Below are 20,097 nucleotides of genomic sequence, written 5' to 3' on the forward strand. Positions count from 1 at the left end.
ATCTTCAGGATATAAAGCTCTAGCTGCTCTTCCTACAAAGGCTCCTTGTTCAGAAATATCTTCAGGATATAAAGCTCTAGCTGCTCTTCCTACAAAGGCTCCTAGTTCAGAAATATCTTCAGGATATAAAGCTCTAGCTGCTATTCCTACAAAGGTTCCTAGTTTAGAAATGTTTCCAGGATATAAAGCTCTAGCTGCTATTCCTACAAAGGTTCCTAGTTTAGAAATGTTTCCAGAATATAAAGCTATAGCTGTTCTTCCTACAAAGAATTCTTGTTCAGAAGCGTTTCCAGGATATAAAGCTCTAGCCGCTCCTCCTACAAAGGCTCCTTGTTTAGAAATATCTTCAGGATATAAAGCTCTAGCTGCTATTTCTACAAAGGCTCCTTGTGTAGAAATGTTTCCAGAATATAAAGCTCTAGCTACTATTTCTACAAAGACTCCTAGTTCAGAAATATTTCCAGGATATAAAGCTCTAGCTGCTCTTCCTACAAAGGCTCCTAGTTCAGAAATATCTTCAGGATATAAAACTATAGCTGCTTCTGCTGTTAATCCAATCATCTCTGCGTCTGTTAATGCCAATCCTTTTCCATAAGTCAGAAGAAAAGGAATTTGCTCTTCTGTCCTTGAGCTCTTTAAAGCAGTAATTATATTCAGATTTAAAACCTCATCTTCTTTTCCTAATCGTCCAACTATAGCTCGAAGCATATTTTCTGCACTTCTTTCTTCTCCTGCTCTCAACTTTATTTCTGAAGGAATCTCTGCTGTTAAAGTATTCCTTAAAATTTCAAAATTAATTCCTTTAGCTGTAATCCCTAAAGAATCTAGTGCAACTTCATTCACTCTTAACTTTGCAGAAGCAGCAGCAAGATTTAGTCCTTTTCTTAATTCTACACTAATATTGCCGAATGACTTTCTAACCTGAAAAGCACGCATTATTCCGTGCCCCCCTGTCGGCAACCCTGTTATTTTCATTCCCATTTTTTGTTCCTCCCTTAATTCATTTGCACCATGCTTAGTGCCGATATAGAGACCTCTGAATAATCAACCCATTTTCCCATGGATTATCTTTTTCTTTTTGGCCCGCATAGAACATAGGCTCGCGGGGCCCCCGACACTGAACGTGTCGGTTCCCACTCGCGCCCGCCTGCCTGCCTCTGGCATGGCCTTCGGCGGATCCTATACCCTCCCGATTTATTATCCTCATCTTAAAAAGAAAATTTCACTTGAACATAAACTATTTTTTGTTGCTCGCAATCCTTTGATGTGCAAGGAATACAGAGAATAATGAAAACCCCGCCGGCCGCAACCCCATTGACCCCAAAATCCTTTTCATGGCATGTCTTCTGGAATTCATTGAAAACCTCTCTGGAGAACGCTATAAGATCGAGCCAAGGCAGGCAGATTTAAAAAACAACCATATTAATTGCTATATTTTTTATCTTGCAAATTTTTCGGAGCTCTCCTTCTTATATATCGATGCCTTCTAAGAAAATTTCAATTGGCAAACAACTATTTGGCCCCAATCGAAGTTTCCTCGCCTTGCATATTTTCTCATGCAATGCTATAATAATTACAACTTAATGTCAGTTTGAAAGTGGGGAAAAAGCCCACTTTTTGTTTTCTTGGAGGAGTTTAATGATTATACCTAATTTTAAGAACATGCTTGCCGAGATCGAAAAAGATCGCGGTATCAAAGAAATAGACCTATTAAATGCCATAAAAGATGCTATGATCTCGGCATATAAAAAACGCTTCCCAACAGCCGAAAATCTCGAAGCAACCATTAGCGACCAGGGCGAAACAAGTATTCTCGCCAATTTGGTAGTTGCAAAAACCGTTAACGATCCACTTGTTGAAATTTCTCTAAAAGACGTTAAGAAAGATAACAAAGATGTTAAAGTCGGAGATACCGTAAAACTTAATGTTACACCAAAAGATTTTGGTCGTTTAGCGGCGCAAACCGCGAAGCAAGTTATTATACAGCGTATCCGCGAAGCTGAAAAAGAGGGAACTTTTGAAGAATATCAAAGCAAGATCAGGACTTTGATCACAGGAACCGTCCAAAACAGAGAACATGGCGGTTATCTTGTAAATATTGGCCGTATTGAAACATTTTTGACTTTTACCGAAAGCATGCCGACAGAAACTTTAAGGCCAAAAGATAAAGTTAAATTGATAATACTTGACGTCAAAAAGACGCCAAAAGGCCCCATGATCGTTGTTAGCCGATCACATCCTGACCTCATAAGGCGCTTGTTCGAATTTGAAATACCGGAAATTACCCAAGGAATACTTGAGATCAAGGCAATTGCTCGTGAAGCAGGAAGACGCACTAAAGTCGCCGTATATTCAAATGACAAAAATATCGGCGCCGTCGGCACTTGTGTCGGACCTATGGGATCAAGGATCCAAAACGTCACAAGAGAGCTTGGGCCAGAGAGAGTGGATATTATCGAATGGTCGCAGGACGATTCCGTATTCATTTCACATTCGCTTTCGCCTGCAAAGGTTTCAAAAGTCGAATTAAACAAAACAGAAAAGACTGTAAGGGTCATTCTTCCCGAAAAAGAATTCTCTTTGGCTATCGGCAAAGAAGGACAAAACGTAAGGCTTGCGGCAAAGCTTACAGGATATAAGATAGATATAATATCGGAAGAAATGCTTGCCAAAGAAAAAGATGATGCAAAAGAGGCCAAAAAAGAATCGGAAAAAGTTGTAAAGCTTGAAGCCGAAAAAATAACTGAAAGTGAACAATAAAGAATAAAGTGGGATCCTGCGACTAAACGTCGCGGCTCCTATAACTCAAAACTATGCGAGGAAACCGCGAACCGTGCCTGCCGGCAGGCAGGGTTCATTCGCAGGTTTCAGAGCCTAGAGAGGGGTTTTTAAATTGGAAAAGATCAAGGTTAGCGCATTAGCAAAAGAACTGAACAAGACTTCAAAAGAGCTTTTGGCAATACTAAAAGATGTTGGTGTCGACGCTAAAACTGCCGCATCATCTATCGATCCCGAATCAGCCAAAATAGTTAGAGATCTATTATCACCTAAAACAGCAACAGCGCCTGACACAGCGCCAAAGAGACAAAGCGACACAGCGACACATCCTGTTCCAGCCTCCAAACCCACACCCGAACCTATTCCTACGCCTGAGCCTATGCCTAAAACAATTCGAATACCTGAAAATGGGATAATATTAAAAGATTTTGCGGATAAATTGAACGCTAGATCGTCCGATATCATAAAAGAACTGATGAAAAAAGGGATCATGGCTACATTAAACCAAAAGATCTCCTCCGAAATGGCTCAAGATATTGGAGCAGGGTTTTCATTCAATGTAGAAATCGATGTCCCGCCACCTGCGGCTACAAAAGAAATTGAAGTCGAGATGACGGCTGAAGAAACAAAAAAACTAAAATCAAGACCTCCTGTTGTTACGATCATGGGACACGTAGATCATGGGAAAACAAAATTACTCGATACAATAAGATCGACAAAAGTGGCCGAATCCGAAGCGGGAGGGATTACACAGCACATCGGCGCTTATCAAGTACAGATCAAAGGCAGAAAGATCACTTTCTTGGATACTCCGGGCCACGAAGCTTTTACGGCCCTAAGAGCCCGCGGCGCTAAAGTCACGGATGTCGCGATAATTGTTGTTGCGGCAGACGACGGCGTCATGCCACAAACAATTGAAGCTATCGACCATGCTAAAGCCGCCGGAGTCCCAATTATTGTTGCGATAAATAAAGTTGATAAGCCTGATGCCAATCCCGACCATGTTAAACAGCAGTTGTCAGAACTTGGCCTCCAACCCGAAGAATGGGGCGGAAGCACGGTTACAGTCCCTGTATCAGCCAAACAAAAGACAGGCATCGATGAATTGCTTGAAATGATATTACTTGTAGCCGACCTTCAAGAATTAAAGGCAAATCCCGACGCGAAAGCAGTGGGTGTCGTTATTGAATCCAGGCTTGATAAAGGAAAGGGTCCGATCGCAACTCTTCTTATTAAAAATGGGACGCTATATGTTGGGGATATTTTCACTTTAGGCGCTACATCGGGAAAGATCAGAGCGCTGATCTCCGACAAAGGCGAAAGAACAAAAAAGGCTACACCATCAACACCTGTTGAGATATCAGGTATTGCGGAAGTTCCAATACCCGGTGATATTCTTCAGGTGATGGACAACGAAAAAGAAGCCAAAAACATGGCCGAACAGAACAAGATATTAAGATCGACGCCTGTTTCGCACACGCTCCAAACCTTGGAAGAATTCTCGAAAGAAGTTGAAGGCGGGGAAGTCCTCGACTTGAATCTTATTATTAAAGCGGATGTACAAGGATCGCTCGAAGCGCTGATCGCTTCGCTTAAAGAGATAAATGTCGAGTCAAAACGAGTTAACATCATCCACTCGGGCGTAGGTAATATTTCGGAATCAGACGTTTTGCTCGCAGAGGCTTCAAAAGCCATATTAATAGGTTTTCACGTCGATATCGATAATAGGGCTCGAGAAATATCCGAAGCTGAAAATATTAGGGTTAAGATCTACGACATCATCTATAAATTGCTCGATGACGTAAAAATGGCGCTTGAAGGCTCTCTCAAGATCGAATATGAAGAAGTAGTGATTGGAAAAGCCGAAGTCAGGCAGACCTTTAAATTCTCAAAAGTTGGCGTCATATCCGGTTGTTTTGTGATATCCGGTAAAATGCTTCGCGGCGCCGGGATGCGAATATTTAGAAATAATGAAAAGATATACGAAGGCAAGATGGAATCCCTTAAGAGATTCAAAGAAGATGTAAAGGAAGTCATGGAAGGCTATGAATGCGGGATCGCAATAGTTGGGTACGAAGGCTTCAAACAGGGCGATATCATCGAATGCTTTGAAATGAGAGAAAAGACCAGAAAATGAGCCGGCCTGAAAGAGTAGCAGAACTTATAAAAAGAGAAGTTGCTGAGATCATTAGAGATAAAGTTTCGGATCCTCGCATTGGGTTTATGAGCGTGATCGATGTTGAATTAACCCCTGACCTGAAAAATGCCAAGATATATATTAGCGTCCTCGGAGATGAGCTCGTCTGCAAGAGAACAATGGAAGGCTTAAAGAGCGCAAAAGCTTTTATTCGAGGAGAATTGGGCCAACTGCTTGAAATGCGCTATATCCCGGAAATAATGTTCATATACGATAAAAGCATCGCCCGCGCGAGCAATGTGATAAATATCATGAACAGGCTATCGCAGAAATGAAACCCTACAGCAAATTTTTACAATTAATAAAACAAAGTGAAACGGTAATAGTCGCCGTGCATAAAGATCCGGATGGCGACACTCTTGGCAGCTTGATAGCAATGGGACTTATTCTTGAAACCTTTGGGCTCAAAGTCACTCTTTTCTCGAACGACGGCGTACCGAACACTTACAAATTCCTGCCGGGTTCCGACAAGGTCATAAGCCATCCTCCAAAGAAGGAATTCGATATCATGGTCGCGGTAGATGCGTCATCGCCTTCGCGTATCGGGACAGACAAGATACTTGCAAAAACGGTCGTGAACATTGACCATCACCCGGACAACTCGAATTTCGGAGCTCTAAATTATGTAGAGCTATTATCATCGGTCGGCGAACTTATATATAAGATCGCGAAAGAATTCCAGATACCAATCACGCAGGAAATTGCGATTGCTTTATATGTTTCAATAATAACTGACACCGGAAATTTCAGATATTCAAATACCCTGCCTTCTACTTTTGAAGTAGCGCATGATCTAACGCTCCACGGGGCAAGCCCATTTACGATAGCGACTTTAGTATATGACACAAAGAGCGTTGAAAGCCTAAAGATATTGGCTGCAACATTGGAAAACCTGGAATATACGCCGGATAAAAAAGTCGCTTGGGCATCGATCACGAAAAGCCTAATTAACGAGATACAAGCAAGGTCGGAGGATTTTGTAGGGATCATCGACCATATTCGCGCAATAAAAGAATGTGAAGTGGCGCTATTATTTCGTGAAGACAAGAATGGAATGATCAAAGTAAATTTCCGTTCAAAAGGAAATGTCAACGTCTCCAAAGTAGCGAATATCTTAGGCGGTGGCGGGCATGTGCAAGCCGCCGGCTGCGAGATCGACCTGCCTCTAAACGAAGCTATAAAGAAAGTTGTAGACCTAGTTCTCAAGGAATTCTAGTGGACGGCATCATAATCGTCAATAAGCCCGAAGGCTGGACTTCGTTTGATGTATGCAATAAGATACGACGCCTCTCGCAAACAAAAAAAGTCGGGCACTCAGGGACCCTCGATCCATTTGCAACAGGAGTTCTTCCCGTTTTCCTGGGGTCAGCTACTAAACAAATTGAAAAATTCTTGAATGGAGATAAGGCTTACATCGGCGAGATGACGTTCGGAGTTAAGACGGACTCGGGTGACCGCACAGGGAAAATCCTAATTCCGAATTCCGAAACAAACACAAAATTCGAATTACCAAATATACAAACATTGTTGGAAATATTTAAGAAATACACCGGTGAGATAGAACAAAGGCCGCCGATGTACTCTGCTGTAAAAGTTAATGGCCAGCGGCTCTACAAATTAGCTAGACAGGGTGTTGAAGTTGAACGTAAAGCTAGGAAGATAACTATATATAAATTTGAGCTTCTTTATTACACCCCCTCTGTCCCTCGGCAGAGCTCGGGACATCTCCCCCTTGCTAAGGGGGAGAATGAGAGGGGGTCTGTAAAATTCTTTGTCTCTTGCTCAAAAGGAACCTACATCCGCCAATTGGCTGAAGATATCGGAGACGAATTAGGCTGTGGAGCTCATCTATCGGCGCTTGAAAGAGTATTGGCTCAACCGTTCCATATCTCTCAATCGATCAGTATGGATACAATAATAAATTTCGCAAAGATAGCAAAGCTTGATTCTATTATTATTCCCACGGGTGAAATATTAGCGCAAAAGACATGATATAATTATTTTATGAAAGACAAACTAAAAATCATTCCATATTATACCGGCTGCGGAACTCTACAAGAAGCATCTAAAAACAAGAAAGCGCGGGAGCTTTTGTGGCTTGAGATATTATTAAATGACAGCATAGCTTGGAAGACAAAGCTTAGCACGGGATCATTTAGGAAATCTTATAAAAAAGCTTGCCTTTGGTACGGGAATTTTGTAAGTTTCATAAATGCCCATATTAAAAGAGCTCCATTAAAAGCTGTGCATGGCCATATTGATGCGAAAGATTATCGTAAATTCGTGGAGGCTATAACTTTTGTCAGCAATTAGCCTGAGAAATATCATAGAGGTCCTGAAAAAATACGTTAATTCAAGAAAAAAGCCTTTAAAAATAATCTTGATAGGCGGTTTGGCGCTTCACTATTATGGAATGCAGGGAAGGACAACAATTGATATCGATGCGGAGGTTACTGGCGACATCGAACCCCTTCTGAAATTCTTAAAAAGAAAAAATATCCCTGCTGATCTTGGCGAAGAGATAGGACGATGGTCAACTATCAATATGCCGTCCGGCTATAAAAAAAGGGCTATCACAATTTATAAAGAAGGACGGTTGATGGTCAAAGTCCTTAATCCCCTAGACTTTATTATAAGCAAATTGCGAAGGTTTACCGAAGAAGATTTTGAAGATGCATTATTTGTTGTGAATAAATACAAATTAAAACAAAAAGATATTGAATCAACGGCAAAGCGCGCTATCAAGTCGTCTCCAAAAGATATAACGATCTTGGCCTTCAAAAAAAATCTAAAGTATTTTCTAAAGAAAATCTAGATAAGCTAGAATGCTTATCCCCGTTAGGGACGGGATAATATTATCGGCAAGCGATGAACTGAATAAAACCGAAGACGGGAAAGCGGAATTACACCGGGGTTATGAGCGTCCTTCAGACGATATGGAATATGAGTATACGCTTCCGTGGCAGGTTAATTTGATGTAAAATTAATTCCGCTGTTTGAATTTATCTCTACTATCTGGTATTATGCTGATCGGAGGGCATCAAATGAACGCAAAATTGATAAAACGTGAAATAATAAAAGAAATCGAGATCCTGCCGATCAATGAGCTAAAATCCGTTGCAGATTTTGTCGAATTCATCAGAGAAAAGCAGGAAGAAGAAAGCCTGCTTAAGAATAAAAAATTATTAAGAGAGATCAAAAAAGCGAAAAAGGATTGGGCGTCAAAGAAACACGATCAATTTATCGAATGGGGAACTTTAAAGAAAAAGTTTTCTATTTGAACGATGTATAATATCGCTTTCCACAATATTGCCGCAAAAAGATTTGCCAAACTTGATAAAGATTTAAGAAGCCGGATAGCCGAATTTATTGATTCTTTGGCCATTAATCCATATCTAGGCAAGAAATTATCGGGAAAACTTGAAGGTGATTATCGCATTAGGATCGGTAATTACAGGGTAATTTATAGAATTATTCACGAACAGAAAATCATTCTTATCTTGAACGTCGGAAGCCGCGGCGATGTTTACAAATAAATCCAATGGATAAAGCTCAAGCCAAGAAGCAAATCGACCTCATTCGAGAGCAGATCCGCAAACACAATTACTTATATTACGTATTAGATAAACCGGAAATCTCAGACTCGGAATATGATAGATACTTTAGACAACTAAGGGATCTTGAAGGCAGGCATCCAGAGCTTATAACACCCGATTCGCCGACCCAAAGAGTAGGAGGAGCCCCGCTAAAATCGTTCAACACCGTAAAGCATAAAACACCTCTTTTATCTCTTGATAATGCAATGAGCATCGAAGAGCTGGAAGAATTCGATAAGAGAGTTCGGGAAGGCCTCAACAAGGATAAAGTAGAATATGATTGCGAGCTAAAGATCGATGGATTGGCCGTCACCATGATCTACAAAAAAGGGAAGTTTGAAATAGGGTCGACCCGCGGAGACGGCATTCACGGGGAAGATATTACCTATAATTTAAAAACAGTTAAAAGCATCCCGCTTATTTTAAACGAACCAATTGATATCGAGGTCCGCGGCGAAGTTTATCTGCCGTACGACGATTTTATAAAATTAAACGAAGAGAGAGAGGCGAACGAAGAAGCAAAGTTTGCAAACCCTCGCAATGCCGCAGCGGGATCACTAAGACAGCTTGACCCAAGTATCACAGCCGAAAGACCTCTGGATTTCTTTTGCTATTACGCGATCCTCCCGAGAGGAAAAGTCAAAACCCAATATGAAACGCTCCAACATGTCGAAAAATTGGGAATTAAGATCAATCCGAATACAAAGGTATGCAATGGCATTGAAGAAGTAAAGAAATATATCGAACACTTCGAAAGCTCTCGTGAAAAATTAAATTACGAGATTGACGGGATTGTTATCAAAGTAAATAATTTGGCATTTCAGGAAAAGTTAGGTTTCACTTCCCGCGCACCAAGGTTCGCAATAGCATTTAAATATCCTCCTATGCAGGCTGTGACTATCATTGAGGACATTCAAGTACAAGTAGGCCGCACCGGGGCAATAACGCCTGTAGCTCATTTAAAGCCGATCCATCTCGCGGGAGTTGTTGTAAAACGAGCGACACTCCATAATGAAGACGAGCTTAAAAGAAAAGGGATAAAAATTGGCGATCATGTAGTAGTTCAACGCGCAGGGGAAGTAATCCCGGAGGTTGTTAAAGTCGTCAAAGAAAAAAGATCAGGGCATGAAAAAGAATTCAATATGCCAAAAAAATGCCCTGTGTGCCATGCGGATCTCTTTCGGCCGGAAGGCGAAGCAGTAACAAGATGCATCAATGCCGCTTGTCCCGCTCAAGTTAAAGAGAGGATCAGGCATTTCACAACACGCGAAGCTATGGATATGGAACATGTTGGCCCGGCAATAATCGACCAGATGGTTGAAAAGAAAATAATAAAAAATGTCGCGGACCTCTATTCGCTCAAGAAGGGTGACGTTTTGAAGCTTGAGAGGTTCGCCGACAAGTCGGCGCAGAATATAATGGATTCGATCGAAGAAAGCAAAGATAGGCCGCTTGATAGATTGATCTACGCGCTCGGTATCCGACTCGTTGGCCGCCATATAGCATCGCTTATTGCCGAGCATTATGAAAACATTGAAGAGTTATTTGATGTAGGTGCCGATAAACTAAAGAAGATCGCCGGCGTTGGCCCTAAAGTTGCGGAATCAATTGCACTTTTCTTTTCGCAAAAAGATAATCGTCACCTTATTGAAAGATTGAAAGCTTCCGGGGTGAGAACAGAGGCTGAAAAGAAGCATGGCCCACAGCCATTTCGAGGCAAAACTTTCGTATTTACGGGTGGACTCGCTACAATGACGAGACCTGATGCGGAAGAATTGGTAAGGTCTCTCGGAGGCCATCCGTCGTCTTCGGTTTCCAAAGAAACCGATTATGTCGTTGCGGGATCGGATCCTGGGTCAAAATATGATAAAGCTTTAAAGTTTGGCGTCAAAACAATTACCGAAAAAGAGTTCAAATCACTAATAAAGAAATAATATAATCAGGTTAGAGAAGATATCCGCACGGATTCAGCTAAATAATCTACAACATCGACGAGATCGGCAAATTCTCTTTGAAGAGCGATTCTTCTTACCCTTGGAGCAAAGGCCCCGCCCATTGAATTGGCAAGCAATGCTCTTAGTTCAGGGGATGTCCGATTGTTATCAAATAGCATCAAGTCCAATCCTGTTTCCTTTTCTCCGATCTGACGTATCTGATCTGTAAGAGTTATATCGGAAACTGTCCTGTTGTCGGTAGCCATTGAAACCCTAAACCCATCCCTTAGCATTTTAAGTAAAGGATGATCTGAAAATTTGCCGCTTGCGATTGTACCCAATTGGTGGTTGCTTTTAACGCTTACTTCAAAAACAATTCCCTTATCTTTCAATTTTTGCCTGTCCGCACAGGAAAGCTCGTTTACTTGGATACCATGGCCTATGCGATCAGCTAATAATAGATCAACTGCCTTCATAATATTTTGGCCGGTCCCTATTGGCTCGCCAGCATGGACGGTCCTAAAAACGTCCGTGTCAAATGTTTTCGCAAAAGCTTCAAGGTAATTTTCCGGAGGATATGGCGTTTCATAACCCACAAGGTCCAAAGCTACTCTTTCGGGATATCTTTTGGCTAAACGGACAGCCGATTCTGCCGTTGGTATAGGATGATCGACATATTTATCGCCAAACAATGCAGTATCAACTTTGTCGCGATAAATACAAGCAACAAGGGTAGAGGACACGCCAAAATCCCTTTCTCCATGAATTAAACCCTGCATGATCGCTTCTCCTATTTCATCATAAGTTAAGCCCTTTTCGGTATGGAGGCATGGAGCATAACGAAGCTCGATATGAAGAACACCGTCATCATGCGCTTGGGCAATTGCGTCATAAGCAATGTTTTCCAATGCGATCCTATCCTGCATAACAGCAAGGGGCAGGGCAAATCCAGCCAATAAAAATCTTAAAAAATCAGTATTCGCTGCATCAGCCTTAAGCCTTGCATATTTTTTAATATCAGCTAAAGTTGCATTTCTTGGAAATTCCGGAATAAATTGTTTGACTCCAGGATCATCCGCTAAAACGATCCCCTGGCGCTCGGCATGTTCAGCGATCATTCTTTCCCTGACCGACCCGTCAAGATGGCAATGGAGATCGGCTTTTGGAAGCAATCGAAGCAATCTCCTCGTCAATTCAAATTTTGGGTTAGACCTAATTGCATTTATTTCTGAAGCAAGCGCTCTTGAATGCGTACATAGATTAGATGAAGTAATGCCGTATGAATACAGCATAAGAGTCGCCGTAGTCCGAACCCTCATGTCCGACGCATCTTTTGCTGTGTTCACAAGGATCAAAAATGAAGCTGGGTCCAAATTCTTGTTATGATATAAATTTATAAGCTGACTTAATGGATTTATTCCGATATCAGAAAAAATATTTGATTGCATCCGTCTGCCTGCCATGGTCCTTAAAACCGGCGGTAAAGCAGTTAATATCCTTGTCATACTTCTTTCCCTAATCCGCTTCTTAATATTGATTCCAACATTCTCGCGGTTGATGAATTCAATCCTGCGATATCAATATTACCTGTCGCATTGAATCCAAGCATTCTGATCCTTTGATCGACGCCAAGTTTCTTCCCAAGCTCAACTCCCCATTGGTCAAAACTGTTTAAGCCCCAAATAAATCCTTTAACAATTGTTCGGTGTTCAAGCATTGAGAGCAGTAACCCCGCTGTAAATGGCGTCAATTTATCTAGCAATAATGAACTTGAAGGACGATTTCCTGGGAAGTTTTTGTGTGTTAATGGATTTTCGCTTCCAAAAGCCAAGGCATCGGGCTGTGCCAAGAAATTGGCCATAAGTTCAAGATGATGGTCAACACCGGTTGCTGAATTGGTCCCTAAAGGATATTGAGGAGTTACAAATCCTATAAAATCCGCCGGGATAGGAGTTGTTCCTTGATGTATCAATTGATAAAAAGAATGCTGGCCATTTGTGCCTGGTTCTCCAAATACAACTTCGCCAGTATCGAATTGGACTTCTCTCCCGTCAATATCAACAAGCTTGCCATTGCTTTCCATCTCAACTTGCTGGGTGTGTGGAGCAAGTTTTAATAGGGCTTGGCAATAAGGAAGCAGAGCTCTAGTTTTAAACCCTAAGAAGTTGATATTCCAAATATCGATCAATGCCGCAAGCACCGGTATGTTTTGTTCAAATGGAGCTTTCCTAAAATGATCGTCCATCCATTCGGCACCGCGAAGGATTTCTTCGAATTTATCGTAACCCAGGAATAATGATAGGGGAACAGCGCCAACTGCCGATGTGGCACTATATCTGCCGCCGACAAAGTCCCAAAATCCGAACATGTTATCCGAATCAATTCCGAAAGCTTCTACTTTATCTTTGGCGGTAGACACAGCTGCAAAATGCTTTTTAATAACAGCCGGTTCGGTCCCAAGTTTACCCTGCATCCATTGTTTCGCAGTTGCCGCATTAAGCATTGTTTCGGCTGTTGTGAATGTTTTAGAGACTATAATGAACATTGTTTCTTCGGGATTTAAGTCAGCTGTTTTTTGAGCAAAGTCGGTACCATCAACATTGGCTACAAATCTTAAGTTCATGCCGGGGATAGCATAAGCTCTGCAAGCTTCAGCCAAAAAATCAGGGCCTAAATAAGATCCCCCGATACCTATCGCAATAATATTCTTTATCTTTTTGCCGGTAACACCAAGTCTTTGGCCTGAAAGAACTTCATCCGAAAAAGTCTTAACTTTTGCAAGTACTGCTTTAACATCTGGCATTACATCTTGACCAGCAAGTAAAACTGGGCCTCCCGATAAATTGCGTAGGGCGGTGTGGAGAACAGCACGTCCTTCCGTCACATTGATCTTTTCACCTGTGAACATGGCTTCGATATTTCCGCGAAGGCCTCGTTCGTTGGCTAAGCCGAGCAAAAGCTTTCTTGCACCATCCGATAATCTTTGCCTGGAATAATCATAAATACCATGATCTGTCGTAACAGAAAAAGATCTAGCACGATTCGGATCTGACGCGAACATTTCCCTTAGATGTTTCCCGCCTGATGCGGCGGCGTACGAACGCAATAACCCAAAGTGCCTTGATTCGTTAAATCTTACGGATGCTTCCATTTGTGTCGCTCCTATATTTTTGAACTTTAAGATATTATATCAATTGTAAACCGATCTCGGCAACTTCAGCGGGCTTTTCTTCCGCGTATACGACACCAAAACGATCCAGCACAGAATAAAGATCTTTTCTCTTGATTGTTTCAAATGCTTTTTCGATAGCTGTTCGATTTTCTGGACTCAACGTCTTTGCGTCAAGATACACTTTACTCTTTAATGGATCCGTTCCTGATGGCCTGAATTTGAGGAAAGTGACCAAAGGCTCGATATCACCTTTGCTTGAAAATGCCATCAATACACCCTCGGATCTTGTGTTCCCAGCATCTAAAGTCTCTTCAACATAAATGACTTGGTCTAGGCAATGCCATGTTGATTTCCATTCTGGCAGGATAAAAGTAAGGATTTCTTTGGCCCTTTCCAAAGAAAGCTTACCCGATCTAACGGCACTTGCTATAGAGAAAAAGAAATTATTAAAATTAGATTTTTCGGCACCCGCATGGGATTTTAATCGAGCAGCTTCATCTGGACCAACTTGGGCGATACGCCCCTGATCACCATGTAAAATATCAAATCGGTCATCAATGCGGGAGACTATATGGTATTTGTCATATCCCGACGCAACGACATTTGGCAACCGCATCTCTTGGCCATCCAAGTAACGCTTTGCCATATCCGCCAAGTGAGCATAGAGAGCGTCCCCAACAGCTTTTTCAGGCATCGATAAGGCTTTGTCCCCTAATATATTTATTAAAGCGTTCGCAAACCCCGAAGTTCTGCCGCCGCTTTCCTCTTCTTTGCTCAAAACTCTTAACATCAACGAACGGTCGAGAACTATTGGATCTCCCAATTGAGGTTGAATGCTTAAAGTCTCTTCATTAGGGCGATTGAACCACCAATCCTGTATCTTTGCCAGGGCCTGATTGAAATTTTTAAACCCGACTCGGCAAAGAAAAGTCGCGATATTCCCTTCAGTTGTCTCGAGATATTTAGCAAATTCAACCCAAGCAGCTGTTGATACATAAGTTGGGAAATACATCCATTTGAATCTGTCCCATTCGCCTGATGCCTTTGTTCTTTCATAATCTGCAATATCCAGAAGTAAAAATGTCTTATTTGGGCTAGGGGCGACAATTATCTTTCCGTCCCCGATCTTATAATATTGGATCCCGAATGTTTCACATAACGGAATAGAGGCCTCGGTCAAAACTTGCTTGACCATAAAACGGTCATTATCGGGATCGCACTCATATATTAGACGTCCGATCGGCAGATCTTTTGCATATTCGGCATAAGGGATCTGTCGAACAACTTTTGATGAAGAAGTATCCACTCCCAAATGATCGACAAAATACTCGTCCTTTACTTTGTCATAGGCAACCACGTATCCAACTCTAAAAAAAGGATCTTCTTCCGGCAATAAGGGTTCAAAAACATCAGTTCTTATACCTAGAGCCTTGAGCTGGGCCATCAAACTTTTTGACGCGCTGCCGGATAAAGTATTTAAAGTGAGCCTAAAACCTTTTTCAGCTGCAAGATTTATTGTAGCGATCGTTTCAGGTGTTGGCGCAAGCGCTTCTTTAAACAATAATGCTGAACGATCATAAGATAAAGTCCTCAGGATATTTGGATCATTTGGCCCCGCAATTGGAATAGTATCACTATTCTCTTTCGCTTCATTATGAATTGATTCAAGGATCTCGATATATCGCGAATAAACATCAGGCAATAATTGCGCTCCGTCTCCGGCTAACGCCTTACGTCCCAATACATAAACCGAACTATGGCTTGGAGTATAATAAGTTCCTCCATCCGAGCCAAGTAAGAAACAGATTAATGATGTTAAATAGATATTTGTTGTATCCGTTGAATGCTCAGAAGTCACAACCGTGATATCATTTGCAGCCATTATCCTGGATTCCAGGTCAAGCATTTCATCGGTCTGCGGACGCACTTCTTTTCCCATAACTTTTAAAGGTTTATCCCTTAAAAGAATAAGGATATCTTCCACAGATCTGCCGCCAAATATCTCCCTGATAACCTTGATCGATCCGGCTGGAAGCGCTTGTTCTATTTCTTTTGCTTTATCCGCCAAGTCGATCCCGCTCAACTTATTTTGAACTTTATCGGCATGAAGCTCTTTAATAAATCTAGCTTCGCCCTCTATCAAAAACGCCAAAAAGATCGGATTATACATATAATTTGGATTATTGTAATCGAGAACATCAAAGGTCTCTCTTAAGCCCGCAGTTGCTTGCGGTGCCAGCTTTTTGAATTGATTCAGATAGCGCGATAAATTGTAAGAATTGATCGAGTCACCGTTCAAAACTATCTTTTGGGCATCAAGCAAGGATAGATCAAAAGGTAAAGCGGGAACGCCGGCAGGGTGGTTTGAAGCAACCTTTTCTAAAAAAGTCCTGCGTAAGTCCAATTGTTCCAGAGAGGATGTCATTCGCCCTGGCATTTTTTGCGCGTCAAAGACAGCTTTTAATTGTGTTTTTTTAAGTGCAGTCCCGCCAACTCGTCGCAACACATCAATTGCTTTGACGCTTGTGATCGCCATTATTATTTTCTCCTATGCTTTCTTTAATCCATCAAGTATCTTGTTCGCTTCAGCTAATACCGCGGCATCCCTGCTGTCTTCAGGAATCTTTTCAAACCAATCGTAAGAATTGCTGAAAACTATCTTTCTTGCCAACTGCCCGGAAATTAATTCTCGTACGATAGCAGGCCCCAATTTTTCAATAATTTCATCTTTGTTTACTTTCTCAAGCAGAGTAGGGAACAGAGAAGCAAATAAGATATCGAACGCTTCTTTTCGCTCAAGAACTTGTGATGAAACCTTCAAAATACTCTTGACCCTTGTCATCGCATGGCTGATCTCTTTTACGAGCGTCGGAAAAGCCAACCGTCCTTCCGATTTATTGTATTCACCCCAGACATACGATGAATTATCTTCGGCATTGCGCCTGACCAGCGCTTCATTGTCGCTTACAAGTTTCTCAAAATTCTCCTTGAATTCTTCTTGTCCCAGCACCTGGATTGAAAGTATTTCATTATTGGAAGTAAAAACGCCGCCACCATTCGCGAATGCGTCAAGGATCCTTCTTCCGTCAAGCTTATCGAATGTTGCCGCAGCTGAAACTACAAACGGTATATTCGCGGCTTCAACAACAAGTTCGTGTACGCGAACAACTTCTTCAACATTTTGATCATTTATGACATTCCCGATAGCTGAAGGGATAAATAGGGTAGAAGGCAATGTTACAATTTCGGATATCCTGCTTCTATCTCTTAGCTCAATCTTGCCTTGAAACTCGGCAAGAAGTTCGGGAGAGAATTGATCGAGAGTTTTTTCTTCTCTTGCAAGCTTCAATAATTCATCTTTTATTCTGGCATCAAAGTCAAACCCTTCCTCGCAAACAAGCAGGCCTGTGTGATCGGATATTGCCGTAAGCTTAATATCGGGCCTTTCATTTAATATAAGATATGCCATAGCGCCGCCGACATCGCCAAAACCCTGGACAGTTGCCGTGACTCTTCTTTGTTTTGGATCGATGCCAAGCTTTTCGATCGCGATCAGCATATTAACAAATACGCCGATTCCCGTGATCTTTAATGCTTTATGCGGAAATCCTCCGAAATCAGCGCTTTTTCCAGTATATATCGCAGGCCAAAATTGCACTCCCATATGTTTTGCAACAACAGATAGGAAGTTCATATCGCTAGACGACATATTCATATCAGGCCCGGGCCTCTTGTCTCCAAGATTTTTCAAATAAACTTCAGCTTCGCTTAAATTGACCAAGTTTTCAAGCTGCACAAGCCTGAATAATAGATCTTTTGCTTTTGCTTGGTCTTTTTCTGCCAAGGCGCCCGCTATTGTTTTGTCCATATCTTCGCCTGTTAATTCCAAAATGGCATCTCTTACATAAGAATATGATCTAAAATCCCTATGAACAGAGATAGAAGCTTCGATCTGTTCAAATGCCGCATCCTGTTCAACTGGTGGATAAGCGACTAGAACTGTCTTTAACCCGTTAACATAGCATCCCCAGAGGATATTTTTTACTTCCTGCGTCCATGCCAAACGAAGGGATTCTTCAAGAGCCTTGCGGGATGAAGCCTCATACCATGCATCCCCATGGATCATACCTTTCGGGTTGTCGAACAAATATCTGTCTCCGCCTTTTGAAACTTCCCCTCCAAACCTGGAACCGATCGCAAATGATCTTGTTTTTGGAGAATAGACGTAGGTAATATCCGTAGGGTAGGTGAGCTTGAAATGATCCGCTATATTCTGTATAATTTTATGGGATAATTTGAAGATGGCGACTTCAGGATTCCTGTTTGGATCAAAAATATTAGTTTCTTTAATAGAGGTTAAAAATACGAACATGATCCTGGCCGCATCTCTATCCTTGGCGTTAGGAATATTTCTGATCGTGGAACGGATCTGCATTGCAAGGCTTTTTAGGTCATGATTGCTTAAGCCGTAATACTGCGAAAATGTCTTGTCATATTTTACCCTAAGATATTTAACTAATAGCGTAGACATTGCAGGATTCTCAACAAATATTTTATCAACTTCATCTGCGGTTAAATGAGGCATGTCCGGAACTTCCGGGAATGTATTTAAAAATCTGCCCATACTGTCCACAAGATCGGAATATGTATATTTTAGCCTTTCCCCGTCCAGGGCAAAAGAATTATGCGCTTTTAATCTTTCAGAAAAATTCGCCCTAAATTTACCAAAAGCTTCAGGCACTCGTTCTTCGTCATAAAAAGGGCAAGCAAAATCTATTGTGCTATAGCCGCCGATCCTCTGATGTCTGACGCCTATTTCGTAAATATCAAGGCCGGATTCCTTTACGGCATATGCCATATCATGGAAAAGCCCAAAATAATCGCGCGTTCTCGTTGCGAGATGGAGTATTCTTGTATCAGGATTAAAATTCGCTGTAAAAGTAGAATCAAGGTCTGTTTTTACTATTTCACTCAAATTTAGGTGAGAAATTATAGGCGTACCGTCTTTTTTCACCGCAGAAATTACACATGAATGGCCATTCAATCTAAACTGCGTGCCTGCTTTAATATCAACGCCTGCCAATGATGCTAACGCGCCTGGAAGGTCATTTCTTCTTCCAAATCCGGAAAATAACACCCTGCTTACCCTAACATCCGCCCCTAATCTCTTCGCCGCAACCGGTCTTCCCGTAACTTCCGTCAATCTGCTTGAAATCATTTTCTTTTCCTCCTATGTTTTTCTTCCCTTATGAATAAGCCTTTCCTATCGCTCTTTCCAGGATTTCGATCTGGTCTGAAACTTCCGCAAGCCCTATAGACAACCTGACCATACCTTTATCAATTCCCCATTTTTTCTTTTCTTCGGCCGAGACAGTCGCGTGGGTGCCAAGGAAAGGCATTTCGATCAAAGATTGGTTTCCGCCTAAGCTTACCGCATGGGAAATAATCCCTTGCCCGTTCTTAGCGACATGGTCGACGATTGCCCTTGCTTTCTTTTCTCTTTCATCAGCATTTCGTCCTTCGGGAATAAAACAGATCATATAGCCTGGCGCAAATTTTCCATCCCAATCCGTAAGTAAGCGGCGGGCATTATCTTTGAAAGCATAATTTGGAAGCCCGGGATATATAGTTTCACTAACATGGTCATTTGAATTTAAGCATTCCGCAACTACTTGAGCGCTTGCTTGCATTGTTGCATATCTGCCATACAAAGAAGGAAGTCCGCGAGTTAATAAATGGTGCACCTGATCAGGAGATGAAATTCCTCCGGTATTCTTCCTGAAAAGGAAAAGATCCTTCCAAGAAGTTTTTGGCATCACAACGACACCGGCCATTTCCTGTAAAAATCCTCCTAGAACCTTTGTCCCGGAATGAACAACAATATCGGCTCCATGCAGAAGAGGGTTGCATCCGGCAGGACCCGGAAAAGTATTATCAACTACAACTACTATGTTTGGATTTTGGCCGTGAGCCAAACGCGATATCGCTTCCAGATCGTAAACTCTTAAATTAGGATTGGTTTCCGTTTCAAAATAGACGACCTTTGTTTTTGGATTCAATATTTCCAAAATATTTTGAGGGTTTGATAGATCGATCTCATGGACAACAAATCCGCGGTTAACTCGTGCGACGCCCGAAACGCCGAAATAATTATCTGTACATCCGTACAAAGGTTTTGCGACAGCAACTTCATCTCCTGGTCTTAAACCAAATTCCACAGCTGAAGTTATGGCGCGCATGCCATCGCTAAAAGTCAGGCCCCAATAATTATCGTGGCGGACGCCTTCGGCGACGGGAACATCATGGACAACGCTAACTGACCTAGAACCTCTTGGGATCCTTGGGGCGGAAAGCATCTGCATCGCGGTATTGCGGTGAACTTCATAAAGCCTTCTTTCTAATCTCATAATTTTATCTCGC

At 41.8% G+C, this 20,097-nt stretch carries 17 protein-coding genes; 11 read left to right on the forward strand and 6 right to left on the reverse strand.

Features of this window, described 5'->3' with window-relative positions; all coding sequences use genetic code 11:
- The coding region (locus HZC34_05455) for a hypothetical protein (GenBank protein ID MBI5701269.1) at window positions 1–981 on the reverse strand (981 nt) is incomplete at its 3' end.
- Window positions 982–1,662: 681 nt separating this feature from the next.
- On the opposite strand from HZC34_05455, the gene nusA reads away from it, so the two are divergent.
- The 11 genes from nusA to ligA all read left to right on the forward strand — a co-directional run bounded on the left by nusA (window position 1,663) and on the right by ligA (window position 10,505).
- Window positions 1,663–2,760: a transcription termination/antitermination protein NusA gene (nusA, locus tag HZC34_05460; protein MBI5701270.1), complete on the forward strand. Its 1,098-nt coding sequence runs from the start codon at window positions 1,663–1,665 to the stop codon at window positions 2,758–2,760.
- Between the two features lie 133 nt (window positions 2,761–2,893).
- On the forward strand, window positions 2,894–4,915 hold the full coding sequence (gene infB / locus HZC34_05465; protein ID MBI5701271.1) for a translation initiation factor IF-2: 2,022 nt from the start codon (window positions 2,894–2,896) through the stop codon (window positions 4,913–4,915).
- The gene (rbfA, locus tag HZC34_05470; GenBank protein MBI5701272.1) at window positions 4,912–5,250 is read left to right on the forward strand and encodes a 30S ribosome-binding factor RbfA; all 339 of its coding nucleotides are present in this window, start codon (window positions 4,912–4,914) and stop codon (window positions 5,248–5,250) included. The genes infB and rbfA overlap by 4 nt, the downstream gene beginning before the upstream one ends.
- Window positions 5,247–6,191 (forward strand): bifunctional oligoribonuclease/PAP phosphatase NrnA, encoded by a 945-nt coding sequence (locus HZC34_05475; protein MBI5701273.1) that lies wholly within the window; start codon window positions 5,247–5,249, stop codon window positions 6,189–6,191. The genes rbfA and HZC34_05475 overlap by 4 nt, the downstream gene beginning before the upstream one ends.
- Window positions 6,191–6,967, forward strand: a complete 777-nt coding sequence (gene truB, locus HZC34_05480; GenBank protein ID MBI5701274.1) for a tRNA pseudouridine(55) synthase TruB — start codon at window positions 6,191–6,193, stop codon at window positions 6,965–6,967. Before HZC34_05475 ends, truB begins: the two co-directional genes overlap by 1 nt.
- 12 nt (window positions 6,968–6,979) lie before the next feature.
- The gene (locus HZC34_05485; GenBank protein MBI5701275.1) at window positions 6,980–7,288 is read left to right on the forward strand and encodes a hypothetical protein; all 309 of its coding nucleotides are present in this window, start codon (window positions 6,980–6,982) and stop codon (window positions 7,286–7,288) included.
- A complete protein-coding gene (locus HZC34_05490) occupies window positions 7,275–7,790 on the forward strand; it encodes a hypothetical protein (GenBank protein MBI5701276.1) in 516 nt (171 codons plus the stop codon). Before HZC34_05485 ends, HZC34_05490 begins: the two co-directional genes overlap by 14 nt.
- A gap of 10 nt (window positions 7,791–7,800) precedes the next feature.
- Complete coding sequence (locus HZC34_05495; protein ID MBI5701277.1) at window positions 7,801–7,956, forward strand: hypothetical protein; 156 nt, start codon at window positions 7,801–7,803, stop codon at window positions 7,954–7,956.
- Window positions 7,957–8,019: 63 nt separating this feature from the next.
- Window positions 8,020–8,256, forward strand: a complete 237-nt coding sequence (locus HZC34_05500) for a hypothetical protein (protein MBI5701278.1) — start codon at window positions 8,020–8,022, stop codon at window positions 8,254–8,256.
- 3 nt (window positions 8,257–8,259) lie between these two features.
- Window positions 8,260–8,511, forward strand: a complete 252-nt coding sequence (locus tag HZC34_05505; protein ID MBI5701279.1) for a type II toxin-antitoxin system RelE/ParE family toxin — start codon at window positions 8,260–8,262, stop codon at window positions 8,509–8,511.
- Window positions 8,512–8,516: 5 nt separating this feature from the next.
- The gene (gene ligA, locus HZC34_05510; GenBank protein ID MBI5701280.1) at window positions 8,517–10,505 is read left to right on the forward strand and encodes an NAD-dependent DNA ligase LigA; all 1,989 of its coding nucleotides are present in this window, start codon (window positions 8,517–8,519) and stop codon (window positions 10,503–10,505) included.
- Between the two features lie 5 nt (window positions 10,506–10,510).
- On the opposite strand, the gene HZC34_05515 is transcribed toward ligA, so the two are convergent.
- Genes HZC34_05515 through HZC34_05535 form a run of 5 tightly spaced genes read right to left on the reverse strand, consistent with a single transcriptional unit; the run spans window position 10,511 to window position 20,084 of the window.
- A complete protein-coding gene (locus HZC34_05515; protein ID MBI5701281.1) occupies window positions 10,511–12,010 on the reverse strand; it encodes an adenosine deaminase family protein in 1,500 nt (499 codons plus the stop codon).
- Window positions 12,007–13,656: a glucose-6-phosphate isomerase gene (gene pgi / locus HZC34_05520; GenBank protein MBI5701282.1), complete on the reverse strand. Its 1,650-nt coding sequence runs from the start codon at window positions 13,654–13,656 to the stop codon at window positions 12,007–12,009. Before pgi ends, HZC34_05515 begins: the two co-directional genes overlap by 4 nt.
- Window positions 13,657–13,690: 34 nt before the next feature.
- Window positions 13,691–16,213 (reverse strand): hypothetical protein, encoded by a 2,523-nt coding sequence (locus tag HZC34_05525; GenBank protein MBI5701283.1) that lies wholly within the window; start codon window positions 16,211–16,213, stop codon window positions 13,691–13,693.
- Window positions 16,214–16,225: 12 nt separating this feature from the next.
- A complete protein-coding gene (locus tag HZC34_05530) occupies window positions 16,226–18,895 on the reverse strand; it encodes a hypothetical protein (GenBank protein MBI5701284.1) in 2,670 nt (889 codons plus the stop codon).
- Window positions 18,896–18,923: 28 nt separating this feature from the next.
- The gene (locus HZC34_05535; protein MBI5701285.1) at window positions 18,924–20,084 is read right to left on the reverse strand and encodes an aminotransferase class I/II-fold pyridoxal phosphate-dependent enzyme; all 1,161 of its coding nucleotides are present in this window, start codon (window positions 20,082–20,084) and stop codon (window positions 18,924–18,926) included.
- Window positions 20,085–20,097 lie beyond the last annotated feature (13 nt).

The sequence above is a fragment of the Candidatus Saganbacteria bacterium genome (assembly GCA_016223245.1).
Classification (GTDB): domain Bacteria; phylum Margulisbacteria; class WOR-1; order XYC2-FULL-46-14; family XYC2-FULL-37-10; genus JACRPL01.